This window comes from Paenibacillus sp. FSL W8-0186, from assembly GCF_037969765.1.
In the GTDB taxonomy this organism is placed as follows: domain Bacteria; phylum Bacillota; class Bacilli; order Paenibacillales; family Paenibacillaceae; genus Fontibacillus; species Fontibacillus woosongensis.
In genome coordinates this window covers 3,867,615-3,884,575 of record NZ_CP150207.1, presented here as the reverse complement: position 1 = coordinate 3,884,575, position 16,961 = coordinate 3,867,615, and the positions used below count along the sequence as shown (strand labels likewise).

9 protein-coding genes are annotated in these 16,961 nt (G+C 50.3%); 7 read left to right on the top strand and 2 right to left on the bottom strand.

Annotation, left to right across the window (positions count from 1 at the left end; translation table 11 throughout):
• The first annotated feature begins 102 nt into the window (after positions 1 to 102).
• Positions 103 to 1,005: a M15 family metallopeptidase gene (locus MKX50_RS17510; protein WP_339157449.1), complete on the top strand. Its 903-nt coding sequence runs from the start codon at positions 103 to 105 to the stop codon at positions 1,003 to 1,005.
• Positions 1,006 to 1,390: 385 nt separating this feature from the next.
• The gene (locus tag MKX50_RS17505) at positions 1,391 to 7,231 is read left to right on the top strand and encodes an S-layer homology domain-containing protein (RefSeq protein WP_339157448.1); all 5,841 of its coding nucleotides are present in this window, start codon (positions 1,391 to 1,393) and stop codon (positions 7,229 to 7,231) included.
• Between the two features lie 143 nt (positions 7,232 to 7,374).
• Here the strand turns inward: MKX50_RS17505 and MKX50_RS17500 are convergent, their stop codons facing one another.
• Positions 7,375 to 8,211 carry an AraC family transcriptional regulator gene (locus MKX50_RS17500; RefSeq protein ID WP_339157447.1) on the bottom strand — a complete coding sequence of 279 codons (837 nt, stop codon included), beginning with the start codon at positions 8,209 to 8,211 and terminating at the stop codon, positions 7,375 to 7,377.
• A 126-nt stretch (positions 8,212 to 8,337) separates the two neighbouring features.
• Between MKX50_RS17500 and MKX50_RS17495 the strand changes: the two genes are divergently transcribed.
• Entirely contained in the window at positions 8,338 to 10,371 is a 2,034-nt protein-coding gene (locus MKX50_RS17495) for a beta-galactosidase (protein ID WP_213589966.1), read from the top strand.
• A gap of 60 nt (positions 10,372 to 10,431) precedes the next feature.
• Here the strand turns inward: MKX50_RS17495 and MKX50_RS17490 are convergent, their stop codons facing one another.
• Complete coding sequence (locus MKX50_RS17490) at positions 10,432 to 11,505, bottom strand: M42 family metallopeptidase (RefSeq protein ID WP_213589968.1); 1,074 nt, start codon at positions 11,503 to 11,505, stop codon at positions 10,432 to 10,434.
• A gap of 444 nt (positions 11,506 to 11,949) precedes the next feature.
• On the opposite strand from MKX50_RS17490, the gene spoVAE reads away from it, so the two are divergent.
• The 4 genes from spoVAE (at position 11,950) to MKX50_RS17470 (ending at position 16,883) form a co-directional block, all read left to right on the top strand.
• Positions 11,950 to 12,300 carry a stage V sporulation protein AE gene (gene spoVAE / locus MKX50_RS17485; protein ID WP_155610534.1) on the top strand — a complete coding sequence of 117 codons (351 nt, stop codon included), beginning with the start codon at positions 11,950 to 11,952 and terminating at the stop codon, positions 12,298 to 12,300.
• 128 nt (positions 12,301 to 12,428) lie between these two features.
• The gene (locus tag MKX50_RS17480; RefSeq protein ID WP_213589970.1) at positions 12,429 to 13,385 is read left to right on the top strand and encodes a MoxR family ATPase; all 957 of its coding nucleotides are present in this window, start codon (positions 12,429 to 12,431) and stop codon (positions 13,383 to 13,385) included.
• Between the two features lie 4 nt (positions 13,386 to 13,389).
• Entirely contained in the window at positions 13,390 to 14,640 is a 1,251-nt protein-coding gene (locus MKX50_RS17475; protein ID WP_213589972.1) for a DUF58 domain-containing protein, read from the top strand.
• Complete coding sequence (locus tag MKX50_RS17470; RefSeq protein ID WP_339157446.1) at positions 14,637 to 16,883, top strand: transglutaminase domain-containing protein; 2,247 nt, start codon at positions 14,637 to 14,639, stop codon at positions 16,881 to 16,883. The genes MKX50_RS17475 and MKX50_RS17470 overlap by 4 nt, the downstream gene beginning before the upstream one ends.
• Positions 16,884 to 16,961: the final 78 nt, after the last annotated feature.

Genomic DNA, 16,961 nt, shown 5'->3' with positions numbered 1-16,961 from the left:
ATCATGCACCGCCAAAATCCTTAAATGTAAGAGGAGCATATTCTCTGTGCATTTACGGATTTGGCGGTTTTATTGTTTCTTAGAACTGAAAGGGGAGACCTTATGAACAGAAATTGGTTAACACTAGGCTTAGTCTTGGCAGGATTATTGGCTGGATTACTGGCAGGATGCTCCTCCACTTCCTTGCCGGCACATGAAGAGAATTTATCCAGTCAAACTATGTCTGAGGAAGGGCAGAGCTCTGAACAAGAAGAGCTTGGAGCTGAACCAGGCTTGGAGAGCGATCAAGCGGAGATGGGGCAGAATTCCGCGCAGGAAGGGGAAGAAGCTCAGCTAGAAGCTGAGGCGGATCAAGCAGGGGATCAGCCGATTGTCGGGATTGCGAAGAAGCGAGAGCTGCCTGAAGGGTTTGTTTATGCAGACGAGGTGCTCGAGTATGCCTACTATGACATTCGCTATTATAGTGAATACAACTTTGTTGGAGAACAAATCGACGGCTATCATGCGCCGTTTGCTATTTTAAGCGTACAAGCAGCAAAGGCGCTAAAAAAAGCAGAACAAGCGTTGGAACCGCTGGGCTATTCCTTGCTCATTTATGATGCCTATCGTCCGCAAAAGGCGGTGGAGCATTTCAAGAAATGGGCGGCAGAGGAGCAGGATGTCAAGATGAAGGAGGAGTTCTATCCTGACATCGATAAGAAAAATGTGTTCAAGCTGGGCTACCTTTCGCAGCGGTCAGGCCATTCACGCGGAAGCACTGTAGATTTAACCTTGGCTGATCAAGAAACAGGAGAGCCAATTGATATGGGCGGTATACATGATTTCCTGGGCGAGATTTCCGCGCATGATGCAGCAGGCTTGACAGAAGTGCAGACTAAGAATCGACTGCTGCTCAAAGAAACGATGATGGCTGCCGGTTTCAAACCGTACAACAAAGAATGGTGGCATTATACCTTGAACAACGAGCCGTATCCAAAGAAGTATTTTGATTTTGATGTGGAATAGCGATTGACAGATGTGTTTTATTGCGTGGATCGTTTAATTTAGAGCAGGCGGGGCTAGATTAGCTGCCGCTTTTTTTGTGCTGCAAAAAGGTTTAACGGCAAAAGGGTTGAACCTTGTTATTGCCATGCAGCTTAAATAACCTGCATATAAGTCTTTAAAAACTTCATTCATCATCAGATAAGGCGATGTTAATCTTAGAACGAGCAAACAACAGCTATAGACATGATGAAACGGGGAATTGGAGGTTATGTAAAAATATAAGGAAGGAGGCCAGTTCAAGCTTAAGCATGTAAACGATAGTTGTCTCTTCAATTCCTGCAAAGAACTGGATTTTTTTATGAGGATAGGTTGTTGGGGATTAGTTATAGTTCTATGGAGGTGCTATATGAAAAGAACGATTATTTTTAAGGCAATGTGGAAGCGTTTTCTGATGACTTCTCTTGCCGCACTAATGCTTGCTTCTTGCGCTATAATAACACCGGCATCCGTTTCGGCTTCGCCTGGGAGTGGTTATCAGGTTGAAATTATAGAAAGTGAGAGCAATGGATTTATTCATCCTGGCGTCGGTGTAACTAAATCTGTCCTGGAAAACATGAGAACGCAGGTATTAGCGAAGAAGGAGCCATGGTATTCCTATTACCAGGCTATGACCGTATCCTCTGCGGCTTCAAAGACAGTGGCTTCAAGCCATGCCAGCTCTAGCGATCCTGCGAAGCCGGCATCCTACGCGTTCAATAGCCAGGGCATCAATTCAAGATTTATTCAGGATGGGTTGAAAGCGTATACACAAACGCTAATGTATGTTGTTACGGGTGAAGAAGTTTATCGTAAAAATGCATTGGACATCATTCGGATTTGGTCTCAGATGGATCCGGATCAGTATGCGTATTTTAATGATGCTCATATCCATACCGGTATTCCGCTCAATCGAATGGTTACTGCTGCAGAAATTTTAAGATCTACCAGTTACCAAGATGGATCGTTGGCCTGGACGGAAGAGGATACCGCCAATTTTACCAATAATCTAATTAACCCTGTGATTGAAACCTTTCAGCACGATAACAACCATTTTATGAACCAGCATCTTTATCCGCTTCTCGGTGCAATGGCAGGCTATATTTTTACTGACAATAGAGAAAGATACGATGAAGCTGTGGAGTGGGCTACTGTCAATAAAACGGCGCTTAATCAAGGCTTCAACGGCTCGATTAAGCGTTTATTCCGCCTGGTCGAAACCAATGAAGCGACTGGAGAGGCATTGGATTCGCCGAGGGTCCAACACGTGGAGATGGGACGGGATCAGGCTCATGGTGCAGGTGATTTCACCAATGCAGCGATTTTGGCACGAATGTTCTATGCTCAGGGAACAAAAGTAGATCCGATAGAAGGTACAGTATCCGAGGAAGATCATGCCGTAGGCTACTATGAATTTTTGGATGATCGCGTGCTGAAGGCAGCCGATTATTTTTGGCAGTTTATGCTTGGGTATGACACGCCGTGGACACCTGTGGCGCATTCGATTTTTCCCGATGGAGAGGTTAAGGGCATCTATTATAAAATTTCCGATTTATACAAGGGCAGAACAAATACGGCTCTATTCTGGGATATGTATTACTACTACAAGTATGTTAGGGATATGGATGTAGCGGAAGAAGCGCCGTATTTTTATGAAGCATTTGTGAAGCGAAACCCGTCCAATTACTACTATCAGGGCAACTTTACACAGGCTTGGGAAAGCGTGGACGGCGGAGGGGACTTCTGGCTTTACATTCCGCAGGAAGCCGAGGTGGAAGGAACCCAATATCTTCCTAAGGAGCAGCATGCAGCATTTGTAGAGCTTGAAGAAAGGTATACTGCTTTTGATCAGACCACACGGACTGCGGTGGATGAAGGAATTTCGTATGTGGAATTCAGTCCTGCATCCGAGGGAAGTAAAATTGCGGTTCATAATCTTGCTTTTGGAAATCGCAGCACTTCAAGCCTTGTCGGAGTGAAGTTTCGCAGCAACAGCCCGGCTGTATTGGAGCTGAGCACTGGCTTCGATGCTGAGCCGTATCATACGTTAACCTTGCCAGATACACGAAATGAGTGGAGATATATAACTTTTGATATGGGTATCAACCATGTTTCATATGGCCAACTGCATGGAGATTTTAGCTTGGTTTATATGAATGTAAAGGGCGAAGGCACGACCGTGGGAATTGATCACTTCAACGTCAAGGCAGGGGAACAACTGACTCCGCCCATTTTTAATACTGGGAAGTCGGATTTAACCATCGATGTATTTGTCGGTGCGCCATTGCAGCTGGATTTCTCTGCGACGGATTCCGGCTCGTCGGATGTTTTGACGTATAACATAGCTGAGCTTCCGAACGGAGCTTCATTAAATGCGAATACCGGGGAATTTTTGTGGAAGCCACTGCAATCAGGAATCTATTCTTTTGTAGTAGAAGCATCAGACGGCACTACCCTGGAGACCAAGAAGGTAACGATAGCGGTAGCTGCCGATCGGGCTGCCGCAGTCGAGGCGATCCGTTCTCTGTATGATCCGAATACGCTTTATGAGACAGCATCGCTTAACTATTATAAGCAGGTTTTATCCGAGACGGAAAAGCTGCTGGTGAATGCGACTAATGAACAATTTGTAGAGCAGCTGAAGTCCTTGAAGGCAGCGGCCGAAAATCTTCAACGGCTTACTCCGCTGCTGAAGGATGGCAGCATGGATTATAGCCATATTGTCACCTCGACTTTTGGAGACTCCATCTCCCTCCTTGTAGATGACAATGATAATTCGTTTCCTGTATACTCGCTGGCGCCAGATCTTTATCATATTATAGATTTTGGCCCTGATTATAAGGTTACAGCAGAGGCTTTTGGATTTGAAGGCAGGATGAATTTTGACGATCGAATGGCTGGGACGACGGTTTATGCCTCTAATGATGGAGTCAACTGGACGAGAATTACACCAGGGCAAACGGAATTTACAAATGAAATGTCGATAATTGAGGTGGCAGAGGAGTATCAAAATTCGCAGTTTCGTTTGTTGAAAATCCAAATGATTGATCCGCAGCCAGATGTTTTGCACGGGAAAATTTCCAATATGCTGGAATTAAGCGAGTTTAGAATTTTCGGGCAGCGCCATGAGGCTAGCAACAGGTTAGAGTCTATTTCCATTAGCTCAGACCAAAGTATGAAAGGCAGAATTGCAAAAGGCGATAGCGTCAAGCTAACGTTTGAAGCGAAAGAAGAAATCAGTGATGTTCGAGTTGTGATTCAGGGGCAGGAAGCGGATATTCAAACCACGGATCATATCAGCTTTACCGCAATTGCTGCAATGGGTGATGAGGCGGAAACCGGGACGATCGCATTCTCCATCGATTACTTAACCCATGATGGAACAGCAGGAGATACGGCATATTTTACTACCGATGGCTCCAAGCTGTTTCTTGCTGACGAGTCGATTTTGATCAGCGATGTACTGGAAATGGCTAGTCTTATCGACTCCACTACGGGCAGATCTGCAGCGGACACTTTGAAGCAGACAGGCTACTTATTTGACAACGACATGACAACCTTCTCTGACTATCGCTTTAATGGGGGCGGAGCAGGAGGCTATATTACCTTTGATTTTAAAGAAGGGAATAGGGTTGAGCTTAACAGCGTAGATCTTCTTGCCAGGCAGGATCAGTACTATACGAGAATACGAGGTACGGTAGTGCAAGGCTCTAACGATAATGTAACATGGACGACAATTAGCAGCGCAGCGTCCTCCATGGAGGAGTGGCAGCAATTGAAGATTACGGATCCAGGCCCTTACAGATATATTCGTCTATACAATTCCAGCGCCTGGTTCGGTAATATGGCTGAAGTTAAGTTTTATGGTTCTGTTACATCTGTGAGCCAGCTTGAATCGGTTTCGATCAGCTCGGAGCAAGCCATACGAAACAGAATTGTTTCGGGAGATACCGTTAAATTGTCGATTCAGGCGAAAGAAGCCATCAACGATGTCCGAGTCATGATTCAAGGGCAGGAAGCAGTGGTCAGCACAGCGGACGATGTGAACTTTATAGCAGCTGCAGTCATGGAGGAAGGAGTGTCAGCAGGGCTGGTCAACTTCACCATTAACTATAAGCTGCAGGATGGAAGTGACGGTTTTCCAATTACGTCTACAACGGATTTCTCTTCATTACTCCTTGTCGACGAGATGAATGTCATTGAGAATGTGACCAGCATTAGTGAATTAATCGATTCTACAGCAGGCAGAACAGCAGCGGACACACTGAAGCAGGTAAATAATTTGTTTGATAGTAATGCAAGCACGAATTCGGATTTCCGTGCAGGCAGCAATTCAGGCAGCGGCAGCTATATCATCTTTGACTTCAAAGAAGGCCATGCTGTTCAACTATCCGCGGTTGAATTGCTGGCCAGGCAGGATCAGTATTACACGAGAATTAAAGGCACGGTAGTCCAAGGCTCCAACGATAATATGACGTGGACAGATTTAACGGTTCCAGCGGCATCAACCATGGAATGGCAAACATTTTCTATCAGCGAAAGTGTACCGTACCGTTACATTCGGATATATAACTCTGGCGCATGGTATGGCAATATGGCAGAGCTGCGTTTGCATAAGGCAAAGCCGGTAACATTGGAGAATTTGACGATAGCGCCCGAGACTATTTCGTTAAAGGTGGGCGAAACGCAAGGATTGAAAGTCACGGCGAACTATTCGGACGAAACACAGACAGACGTAACGGCAACAGCAAGTTACAGTACGAGCAATGAGGCCGTAGCGACGGTTAGTGAAGCTGGCAAAGTAACAGCCGCAGCAGCAGGCACAGCGGTGGTGACCGTTATGTATGAGGGCGAGATCGCAACGGTAGATGTAACTATAACGTCAGTACTGGAGCCGGAGCCAGAACCGGAGCCAGTAACACTGGAGAGTTTGACGATAGCGCCCGAGTCAGTATCGTTAAAGCCAGGTGATATGCAAGCGTTGAACGTCATCGCAAACTATTCGGATGATACGAAAGCAGATGTAACTGCATTCGCAAGCTACAGCACAAGCAATGAGTCCGTGGCGACGGTCAATGAAACTGGCGTAGTGTCAGCCGCAGCTGAAGGCATATCGGTGATTACGGCGACGTATGAGAACGTGAGCACAATGGTAGGGGTGAAGGTAAAGTTAGTACTTGAACCAGAACCAGAGCCTGTAACATTGGAAAATTTGATGGTAACACCCGAGTCAATATCGTTAAAGCCGGGTGATATGCAAGCGCTGAACGTCACCGCGAACTATTCGGATGATACGAAAGCAGATGTAACTGCATTCGCAAGCTACAGCACAAGCAATGAGTCCGTGGCGACGGTCAATGAAGCTGGCGTAGTGTCAGCCGGATCAGCAGGCACATCGGTCATTACGGCGACGTATGAGAATGTGAGCGTTATGGTAGGAGTGAAGATAACGACACCCAGCAGCAGTGGCAATACGGGGAGTGGGAACACATCACGCCCAACAGAGCGGGCAGGGTCTGTTGCTCCAACGGAACCAATTCAACCTGCTCCAGCGGAATCAGATCCAACTGATCCTGAACCCGGCTCAGCAGAGCCAGCTCAGCCAACGCCAGCAAAGCCTGTGTTCAACGATAAAGTTGACCTAGTTGTCCTTCGGGCAATAACTGAACGTGGGCAAAATGCTCCTGCTGTAAGCTTCAACGACTTGTCTCCGTCAGCATGGAGCGCTCCAGCCATTGAATGGGCTGCTCGCATGGGCTTTGTACGGGGCTTTGAGGATGGTACGTTCAGACCCCATGCCAGTGTTACCAGAGCAGAGTTTGCCACGATGGTTGCTAAAGCATTTGGACTAGCATCCACAGGCAATGCGTTATTCGCGGATACACGGCAGCATTGGGGAGCGGAAGAGATTGCGGCATTGAAGGAGTTGGGCATCATTTCGGGATATAGCGACGGTACATTCCGCCCTAATCAGCAAATTACTCGCGCGGAAATGGTAGCTATTCTTGCTCGATTGACAAACTATGTACCGGCAGAGTCATCTCCATTCTCTGATACTGAATCTAGCTGGGCTGCGGAGGCGATTCATGCATTCGCTGCGGCTGGAATCGTGACAGGCAAGGGAGATGGCAAATTCGCTCCTGCTGATCCAGCTTCGCGCGCAGAGGCTGTTGCGGTCATGGTGCGTCTTATCGATAAGTTGATAAGTTGACCTAACCTTATTTTCATCTTCATTGAAAGCCCTCAGATGATCCTAAATGGCAATTGCAAGAATGCCCAGAAGATGGAGGCCTCCGTCTTCTGGGGTTTTTGTTTTTTAACCCCCAGCTTGGCTGGTAAAAAAGCTTAGAGTTATTATGAATAGATTTTGCGGAACTGCTGCGGGGTCATGCCAGTATTTCTGCGGAACGTCGCAACGAAGTGACTCGGGTCGCGAAACCCGGTATGCTCCGCTATCGCCGCCACTGTTAAATCGGAGCGGCCGGCCAGCAGCTCCTTCGCCTTATGTATGCGCATCTGCACGAAGTAGGCATACGGGGACAGGCTGAAGGCCCGCTGAAACAGCTTGCTCAGCTGCCGTCCCGACATTTGGGCGGTTTCGGCGAGATCATCAAGACCGACATCGCTGTCGCTAAAATTCTGCTCCATCCATTTCAATACGGGAATCAGCCTTTCGATGTTCTGGGAGGCGGACATCTGGCTGACTTGGCCGTATTTGCTAAGCAGGCCAAGGAAGCGGTAGGCATCCGTGGACGTCTCAAGACCGAACATATCGGTGTCCGTGTCGAGTCTAGCCAGCATGTGGCTCAGCAAAGGAACAAACGGCGAGTCGGTGTCCAGGCGGTACAACGATGAAGTCAGCACGCCAAAGGAGGCCAGAATGTACGCGGCAGCCTCGCCTCCGAAAGTCAAATAATAAGTGCGCCATACTCCGGCGGGATCAGCTTCGTAACGATGGGGCAGTCCAGGGGGCAATAGCACGCCTGTTCCTTCGGTCAGCCTGACCGTTTCATTGGCAAAATGCAGGATTCCCTCGCCTTCTTCGGTTTGAATCCAGTGATATTTAGGATACCCTTCCGGGCGGGAGATGGGCTCCTGCTCAGGATTATAGCCGATGCTCTCTACGCTAACCGGCAGCCCAGAGGCGCCGGACGGTGAGAATACGAAGCGGCGCATCGCTTTTGCGGTCATCAGAATCACCTGCCTGATAGAGTTCCATATTATTATATCCTCAATCAATATTATTATATATATAGCAGTAAGTTAAGCAATTACAATGATAATATAATTATATTTCATTAAAGGATGTGTATCGCATTGATTAATGATAAGCTGCCGAAGATTTGGTATGGAGGGGACTATAACCCGGAGCAATGGGGGCCAGAGGTTTGGAGCGAGGATGACCGCATGTTCAAGCTGGCGGGCATCGATGTGGCGACGATAAACGTTTTTGCCTGGGCCGTTCTTCAGCCCGATGAAGAGACCTATGATTTTTCGGCCCTGGATGCCACGATAGATCGGTTATATAACAATGGAGTGTATGTTTGCCTGGGAACAAGCACGGCAGCACACCCGGCCTGGATGGCCAAGAAATATCCTGACGTGACGCGTGTAGATGTACAGGGCAGAAAGCGCAAATTCGGCGGGCGGCACAATTCTTGTCCGAACAGCCCGACTTACCGCAAATATTCCGCCCGTATTGCCGGAAAGCTGGCCGAGCGGTATAAGGATCATCCCGCACTGCTGATCTGGCACGTTTCTAACGAATACGGCGGCTACTGCTATTGCGACAACTGTGCCAAAGCCTTCCGCGTATGGCTTAAGAAGCGTTACGGCACAATCGAAAACGTGAACAAGGCTTGGAATACGAGATTCTGGGGACACACGTTCTATGAGTGGGACGAAATCGTACAGCCGAGCGAGTTGAGCGAAGAGTGGAACGGCAACCGCACGAACTTCCAGGGGATTTCCCTCGATTACCGCAGATTCATGTCGGACAGCTTATTGGAATGCTACAAGCTGGAACATGATGAAATCAGGAAGCATACGCCGAATATTCCGATCACGACTAATCTGATGGGGACTTACCCTGAGCTGGATTATTTCAAATGGGGCAAAGAAATGGACGTCGTTTCCTGGGACAACTATCCTTCCCTGGACACGCCGGTCAGCTTTACGGCAATGAGCCATGATTTAATGCGCGGACTTAGAAGCGGGCAGCCGTTCATGCTCATGGAGCAGACGCCGAGCCAGCAGAACTGGCAGGCTTATAACTCTCTGAAACGGCCTGGCGTTATGCGTTTATGGAGCTATCAGGCCGTTGCCAGAGGCGCGGATACGGTCATGTTCTTCCAATTACGGCGCTCAATCGGGGCTTGCGAGAAATACCATGGCGCCGTCATCGAACATGTCGGGCATGAGCATACGCGCGTTTTCCGGGAGTGTGCCGAGCTTGGACGCGAATTGCAGCAGTTGTCCGACAAGCTGATCGACGCGAGAACGCAGGCGAGAATTGCCATCGTTTATGACTGGGAGAACCGCTGGGCCATCGAATTGTCGAGCGGGCCGACGGTCGCCTTGAACTATGTGAATGAAGTGCATAAATTTTACGATGCTCTCTTCCAGATGAACATCGAGGCAGACATGGTGAGTGTGGAGGAGGACTTCAGCAAATACGACATCGTCATCGCTCCGGTGATGTACATGGTAAAGCCGGGCTTTGCTAAGAAATCGGAGGAGTTTACAGCTGGCGGCGGCACGTTTGTGACAACCTTCTTCAGCGGAATCGTCAATGAGAATGACATTGTCACGCTGGGAGGATATCCGGGAGAGCTTCGCTCCCTGCTTGGCATTTGGGCTGAGGAGATCGATGCGCTGTTCCCGGATCAAAAGAACAGAATCGTCATGAAGCAGCCATGGGGAGAGCTGCAGGGAGAATATGACTGCAGCCTGCTCTGCGATTTGATCCATTCCGAAGGAGCGGAAGTTCTGGCTGAGTATGGCGATGATTTCTACCAGGGCATGCCGGTTATCACAAGAAATCGGTTTGGCTCCGGTCAAGCCTATTATGTAGCCAGCAGTCCCGATGCTTCCTTCCTGAAAGGATTCTTAGCTAATCTATGCGCAGAGAAAGGTATCGAGCCGCTAGTGTCCGCGGGAGAGGGCGTGGAATCAGCCCGGCGCGTGAAGAACGGAAACGCGTATCTGTTCCTGCTTAACCATAATGCTGCTCCGGCAGAGGTGCGGATCGGCGACGGAGAACAGAAGGATCTTCTTACGAACGAGACGGTCAAAGGCTCGGTTACGGTGCCTGGCCGCGGCGTCATGATTCTGGAGAGCGCGCTGAAGTAAAATATCATAGATAACACTGCAAAAGGCGCCTGCAAGAGCAGGCGCCTTAAACGTTTATTGTCAGCTATTCTCGAGAATCGTGTTCAGCGTAGTGCGATCCAGCCCTTCGACGAGCTTGATCAGCAGCTCCTTAGCCGCCGCATAATCATCGGTGTGGATGATCGAAGAGGATGTATGAATATAACGGGAGCATATGCCGATGACAGCCGACGGGACGCCGATGCCGCTTAAATGGACTTGGCCTGCGTCAGTTCCTCCCGGAGAGACAAAGTATTGATACTTGATGCGATGCGTGTCGGCCGTATCCTGCACGTATTCCAGGAGGCCGCGGTGTGTCAGCATGCTCGGATCGTAAATCCGCAGCAAGGTTCCTTCGCCGAGCCTGCCGAACGCCCGCTTGTCTCCAGTCATATCGTTGGCGGCACTGGCATCCAGAGCGAAGAAGATATCCGGCTGAATCAGGTTCGCTGCCGTTCTTGCTCCGCGCAGGCCAAGCTCTTCCTGAACGTTCGCTCCGCAATAGAGTGTGTTCGGGAGCTGCTTGCCATGCACCGCCTGCATCAGCTCGATGGCAAGCCCGACGCCATAGCGGTTGTCCCAGGCCTTAGCCATAATCTTCTTGGGGTTGGCCAGCGGAGTAAATTCGCAGATCGGTACAATCTGCTGCCCGGGGCGAATACCGAAGGCTTTCGCTTCGGCGCGGTCATCCGCCCCGACGTCCAGATACATCGCTTTAATATCCACGGGCTTGCTGCGGGCCGCATCGTCAAGTAAATGCGGCGGTGTAGAGCCGACAACACCGATAATGGTCCTATCCGGCGTAATAATCTGCAGGCGCTGGGCCAATACTGCCTGGCTCCACCAGCCGCCGAGCGGCTGGAACGTGACCATGCCGGTTTCCGTAATCCCCGTAACCATAAAGCCTACTTCGTCCATATGCCCGGCAACCATTACTTTAGGGCCTTGCTCATCGCCGCGGATGACGCCGAACAGGCTGCCCAGGCGGTCCTGTACAAATTCTTCCGTATATGCCGACAGCTTCTCTTTTAGCAGTCCCCGAAGATCTCTTTCGAAGCCCGGAGCTGCTGGAAACTCGGTTAATTGCTTGAATAATGAGCGTGTTTCTTCATTCATGAAATGTCTCTCCTTCCGTCTATTTTTAGTATGAACCAGCTTTTCTGGATTGTCCATTCACGTCGAACCAAGATCTTGCATATAATTGCAGAAGAGCATGCTGGGAGTCATAGGGAGGCAATGACAATGGCGATGGAACGGTATTCGAGGGACTGGCTGCTGATCTGTTTGTTGTTCATTTTGCTCGTTATCGTGCTTCAATATTTGTAGACAAGATAGGACGGGTCAACATGCGACATAAGAAATAATACGGCAGAAGCGCAATCTCCTTGGCGAAACGGCTTAGGAGATGCGCCTTTTTTATGCATAGATCCCGCGGCATATGCCATTATGGATGATTTACCAAACATAACAAGTGGCGAAGCGGTAAATAATATTTGGCAAAGCATGAGAGCATACCCTGCATCGCTCATGCGGTAGTTTGGAAATGGAGGATGGTGGGCAATGATTTTTCTGTGGGCTTTTATCGTTGGAGGGTTGTTCTGCGTCGTCGGACAGTTGATGTTTGACGTCATAAAGCTGACTCCGGCTCACACGATGAGCACGCTTGTCGTAATCGGCGCGGTGATGGATGCGTTCGGCTGGTATGATCCGCTGATTAAATTCGCAGGGGCTGGCGCCTCGGTGCCAATCACAAGCTTTGGCAATTCGCTGGTACACGGCGCATTGACAGAGCTGCAGAAGGATGGCTGGATCGGCGTCATCACCGGCATCTTTGAAGTAACCAGCGCCGGCATTTCAGCGGCGATTATTTTCTCCTTCCTGGCTGCCCTTGTCGTTCGGCCAAGAGGATAAGCGAGTATGAATCCCCGTTAGAGCGTGCAACGCTTTACGGGGATTTATTATGCATGTGTACTTCCCCTCCCTGCTTCATGTACAATAAGTATAAGTGTGACGAATGATGTCTGAGGAGGGAATATTTGATGCCCGTAAGAGAGCAATCGATACAAACGATATCTGCTGTCCGAGCAAACCTGGAATCCTGCATATTGGGAAAAGAATTTGAGATCACCCTTCTTCTCACTGCTCTCCTTGCCGGAGGTCACGTATTGATCGAGGATGTGCCCGGAACGGGAAAAACCCAGCTCATCAAAGCGATGGCCAAGTCCATGAGCGGAGAATACCGCCGCATCCAATGCAATCCCGACATTTTGCCGAGCGATATAACTGGCGTATCGGTTTTTCATCCGCATGAAGAACGCTTCGTATTTCGGCCGGGTCCGGTCATGACGAATATTTTGCTTGCCGACGAGATTAACCGCGCGACTACGAAGACCCAGTCGGCCCTGCTGGAAGTTATGGAGGAACGCAGTGTGACGGCGGATGGTCATACATATGAGCTGCCGCATCCTTTCATGCTTTGCGCCACTCAGAACCCGATCGATTTCGAGGGTACTTATATGCTGCCGGAAGCTCAGCTGGATCGCTTCATGATGAAAATAGCGATGGGCTATCCTGATGCGGCAACAGAGAAAACCATGCTGCTGTTTCATGCCAAGGGCCAGCCTGCCGATCAGCTTCATGCCGTGACTACGATGGATGAAATCGCCAAGATCCAAGAGGAGATCCGCGACGTTTATTTGAGCGATGCTCTGGGCGATTATTTGCTTGGCATCGTCCGCCGTACCCGGGAGCATGAGGCTGTCCTTCTTGGGGCAAGTCCTCGGGCTTCGCTTGCTTTCGTTATGGCGGTAAAAGCGTACGCCTTTCTTCAGGAGCGGGATTACGTCATTCCCGACGATATCAAGACGCTTGCACCTTATGTGCTTGGCCACCGGATCCTGCTTCGCCCGGAAGCCCGGCTCGGCAGTATGAGCGCGCTGCAGGTGCTTCAGCAAATCATTAAGCAGGCGCAAGTGCCCATCTCTTCGGTAGGTTGAGAAGATGCGAGCCCTGCTGAATACATGGAAATCAGGCGTACGTTCATTGAAATTTTGGAGAGTCGCCTCCCTATGGCTGATTTGTCTGCTCTATTTGTTATTTCAGGGCGGCAAAACTTCATTTATGCTCTTTGCGATGGTTACCTTGCTCGTATGTTACTGGCTTCTCAGCAGTCTGTGGGGAATCCGCCAAATTAAGGGCCACCGGACGATGCTGTCCGTACATGGAGAGCAATTTCTGCTTCAGGCCGGGGACCAGGCTCAAATTAGGCTGCAGCTTCAGCTCCCCAGATTACTGCCGCTGCCGTATATCATCGTTCGAGAGGTCATGAAGCGCCATAATGGCGATTCGTGGGCGTTTGAGGATAGCGTCATTCCCCAAAACCGCGGTGAGGCCGAACTCATATATAATACGCCTCCGCTGGAACGGGGGCAGTATGAATTTGCAGGGACGGAATGCACGTCCGAGGATATTTTTGGCCTTATGGAGCATAAGGGGACTTTTCAGGCCGCTGCCCAATTCCGCGTGCTTCCAAGAACGGTGTTCATTCCCCATTGGCAGCTATACAGCCGGAATTCGAGGCTGCCCGGACCGGAGACGGCCGTGTCCAATTCCCGCCGCGAGACGACGCAAATCAACGGGGTTCGCGATTACGTCTACGGCGACCGGATTTCCAGAATACACTGGGGCGCAACGGCGAAGACGGGAACTTGGAAATCCAAGGAATTCGAGCATGAGTCTCTTCCGAAGACCATCCTGGTCCTGGATGCAAATGCAAGCAGCTATAAGACTTCGCAGCAGTTTGAACTGGCAGTGTCCGTCTGCGCATCTTTGCTCGAATACGGTTTGCGGGAAAGGATCAGCATGGGACTCTGTACGCTAGGTCAGGAGCTTCGCAGATTTGCCCCAGCCGAAGGATATATCGAGCGCCAGCAAATGATCCAGCATCTAGTCGATATCAATGCGGACGGAAGCGGGAGCCACCAAGAACGCCTGGACGAGATCCGGGACTTTTTCCCGGAGAGCTCTTTCTTCATTTGGATCAGTCCGCTGGCGGATAAAACGGCGGCCAACGTCTTTGGCTGGGCCAAAATGAGACGGATGACGCCCTATCATATTCAGGTGTCCGTCCCAGGACAGGAGGGAGGAGCCCGTTCTTCCTGGCAAACGGCTCTGCATCACCGGGAAATCCGGGGAATTCAAGTCTCCTCTCTGCAGGAACTTCCCTCCGCGATGGGAGGGGGATTCACATGAACAATGCGGTAAAATCGGCCGAGCCGGCATGGTATAGGCTCTTTGTCATTGTCTGGATGATGATCATCGCCATGCAGTGGATCGATTATACAGAACCAATTTGGTATCAGGAGACGACGGCTCTCGTTACGGCAACGGTCTTTGCCGTCGCTTTATGTGAAGCATTGCTGCATTCTCGCCCATGGCTTAACTGGACATTGAAATCTCTTGCACTTATTGTGATACTCCGAATCATTTTAGGCATTTATATTTATTATCCGAGCGGCCCGCTCTTTCCGGATCAGGCTCGCCAACTGCTAGCGCACTCGTCCCCTTATATCTGGTTTGTCCTGGCCGCTTGGGCATTGTTCGATTTGCTGATCCGCTTGCTGACAGATCGCGTCAAGGTCATCATGTTCTTGAGCTGCAATTTGATTGCCTTGACCATATTGGATTCCTTTACTTCCTATTATTTGTGGGGAAATGTCGCTTGGCTAGTGTTCGCTGGGTTGGGATGGCTAGTATGCCTGCATTTCCGCAAATTTCAGCTTAAATACCCGCAAGGATGGGTGAAGCTGCGCAAAGAGCCGCTGAAAATTACGCTGAACATCGTCGTTATTTTCGCTTCGGTACTTTTGATCGGGGTAAGCATGCCTGCGGTTTCGCCTATTTTGACGGATCCGTACACGGCCTGGAAGAAAAGAGGCGCGGCTGTACAGGCGCCCGGTCCGGGTGCCGTACCGTCCAGCGAAACGAGCACTATTTCGTCGCCGAATTCGCCGGAGGAGGTATTGTCCGGCTATAGCCGAGACGACACCCGTCTGGGAGGCGGCTTCGAATTCAGCTACAGCCCGGTCATGAATGTGACTTCCGATGTCCGTTCGTATTGGCGGGGAGAGACCCGCCGGATATACACCGGCGCCGGCTGGGCCGATCTGGACAAAGAAGAACGGGACACGCATTTCTATGCAGGTGGCGGCGACAATAGCCAGCCTCTTGTTAACCGCGATGCGGGCCAGATAGAGACCCGTAAGGTGGAGCAGATTGTTACGATGCAGACGGATAAAGATTATCCGGTGTTATTCGGGGGTTACGCTATCAGCAGCGTGGAAGTACTGGATGAGGCACCGGAAGCCCGGCCCCGGATGCATTGGGCCAGCAAGGAGGCGGAGCTGCGCTGGAACGGTTTTAGCGGAGCCGATCCCGGCTATGCTTATCCGAAGCGGTACAAGGTGACTGCGGAGATCCCGGTCATTCCGCTGGACGAATTAAGGCAGGCAAGCTATGACGCGCTTTATTCTTCACGGAACGTGAATAGCCAGTATTTGCAGATTCCGGCTAATTTTCCGCAGAGGGTACGTGAGCTGGCGGAGGAAGTTACGGCAGAGGGCGCTACGCCCTACGAGAAAATGGAACTGCTGCAAGCGTACCTCCGGCAAAATTATGAATATACGAACAAGCCCGATCTGACGAGGAAGCAAAGCGAGGACTTCGTCGACAGCTTCCTGTTCGAAATCAAGCAGGGCTATTGCGATTATTACTCGACGTCTATGGTGATGATGGCCCGTTCCCTGCAAATTCCGGCAAGATGGGTCAAAGGCTATGCGCCGGGGAGCATGCCCAGCATGGAAATGATGCAGCGGTTCCCGGAAATGGAGACTGGCTACAGTGTAAGCAATTCAGACGCTCATTCCTGGGCTGAGCTGTACTTCGGGGAAGAATATGGCTGGATCCCGTTTGAGGCAACTCCCGGCTTCGATACGACGCTGCTGACCCCGGAAGAGGAAAGCGTAGATACGTGGAGCGAGGATTTGACGGAGGATGACGCAAGCAGCGAGGAGATGTCCGGCATGCTCGATAGCATGGATCCAAAGGTGCTGCGCTGGGTATTTGGAATCTCGTTGACTACACTCGTTTCATCGCTCCTGTATATGTTCCGATCCGAGTTATATTTGGCGTTAGTAAGAATAAGGCTTGGACGCAGCCTGACTTTGGCGGAGAAAATATCCTTTGAGGTGCTCGGAGTGGTCCGGCGTTTGCGGCGGCAGGGGCTGTACCGGGAAGAGCATGAAACGATGCGGGAATCCTTTGTTCGTTGGGAGCAGGATCAGCCGGAGCTCGCACAACTGCTTCGCCCTTTATTGACCAGCTTTGAGAAGGCGAACTACAGCCCGGATGCCGTGCTGCCGGAGCACTTGCTGGAAGTGAAGGAGCTCTCGCGCAAGCTGAGCAAGTCGGTTAAAGGGAGAAACAATTCCGCATAACTAACAGAGACGGGATTCAATTTCCGAAATGTCCCCGGTGCGCTTGCAACGGGGGCGTTTTCTTTTTTAAAATATAAG